The sequence below is a fragment of the Serratia sp. Nf2 genome (assembly GCF_003028435.1).
Taxonomy (GTDB): domain Bacteria; phylum Pseudomonadota; class Gammaproteobacteria; order Enterobacterales; family Enterobacteriaceae; genus Serratia; species Serratia marcescens_L.
The window spans coordinates 1-1,576 of the sequence record NZ_PYTW01000031.1 but is presented as its reverse complement, the minus strand read 5'-3'; the positions used below and the strand labels follow the sequence as shown (position 1 = coordinate 1,576).

Annotated in this window: 1 rRNA gene; it reads left to right on the top strand. The window is 52.9% G+C overall.

The window, feature by feature from the left end:
* Nucleotides 1-69: 69 nt before the first annotated feature.
* A 23S ribosomal RNA gene (locus tag C9411_RS25205) occupies nt 70-1,576 on the top strand; the annotation flags it as partial.

Below are 1,576 nucleotides of genomic sequence, written 5' to 3'. Positions count from 1 at the left end.
AAGAGTAACCTGTCATAGAGTCTCTCAAATGTTTGCAGCGCGAACGATGGAAACATCTTCGGGTTGTGAGGTTAAGTGACTAAGCGTACACGGTGGATGCCTAGGCAGTCAGAGGCGATGAAGGGCGTGCTAATCTGCGAAAAGCGTCGGTAAGGTGATATGAACCGTTACAACCGGCGATACCCGAATGGGGAAACCCAGTGTGTTTCGACACACTATCATGTCATGAATACATAGTGGCATGAGGCGAACCGGGGGAACTGAAACATCTAAGTACCCCGAGGAAAAGAAATCAACCGAGATTCCCCCAGTAGCGGCGAGCGAACGGGGAGGAGCCCAGAACCTGAATCGGCTTGTGTGTTAGTGGAAGCGTCTGGAAAGTCGCGCAGCAAAGGGTGATAGCCCCGTACACTAAAATGCACAGGTCGTGAGTTCGATGAGTAGGGCGGGACACGTGACATCCTGTCTGAATATGGGGGGACCATCCTCCAAGGCTAAATACTCCTGACTGACCGATAGTGAACCAGTACCGTGAGGGAAAGGCGAAAAGAACCCCGGCGAGGGGAGTGAAATAGAACCTGAAACCGTGTACGTACAAGCAGTGGGAGCACCTTCGTGGTGTGACTGCGTACCTTTTGTATAATGGGTCAGCGACTTATATTTTGTAGCAAGGTTAACCGTATAGGGGAGCCGTAGGGAAACCGAGTCTTAACTGGGCGAATAGTTGCAAGGTATAGACCCGAAACCCGGTGATCTAGCCATGGGCAGGTTGAAGGTTGGGTAACACTAACTGGAGGACCGAACCGACTAATGTTGAAAAATTAGCGGATGACTTGTGGCTGGGGGTGAAAGGCCAATCAAACCGGGAGATAGCTGGTTCTCCCCGAAAGCTATTTAGGTAGCGCCTCGTGAACTCATCTTCGGGGGTAGAGCACTGTTTCGGCTAGGGGGCCATCCCGGCTTACCAAACCGATGCAAACTCCGAATACCGAAGAATGTTATCACGGGAGACACACGGCGGGTGCTAACGTCCGTCGTGAAGAGGGAAACAACCCAGACCGCCAGCTAAGGTCCCAAAGTCATGGTTAAGTGGGAAACGATGTGGGAAGGCATAGACAGCCAGGATGTTGGCTTAGAAGCAGCCATCATTTAAAGAAAGCGTAATAGCTCACTGGTCGAGTCGGCCTGCGCGGAAGATGTAACGGGGCTAAACCATGCACCGAAGCTGCGGCAGCGACGCTTAGGCGTTGTTGGGTAGGGGAGCGTTCTGTAAGCCGTTGAAGGTGGCCTGTGAGGGTTGCTGGAGGTATCAGAAGTGCGAATGCTGACATAAGTAACGATAAAGCGGGTGAAAAGCCCGCTCGCCGGAAGACCAAGGGTTCCTGTCCAACGTTAATCGGGGCAGGGTGAGTCGACCCCTAAGGCGAGGCTGAAAAGCGTAGTCGATGGGAAACAGGTTAATATTCCTGTACTTGGTGTTACTGCGAAGGGGGGACGGAGAAGGCTAGGCTAGCCGGGCGACGGTTGTCCCGGTTTAAGCGTGTAGGGGGTGTGACCTGGTAAATCCGGTTGCATA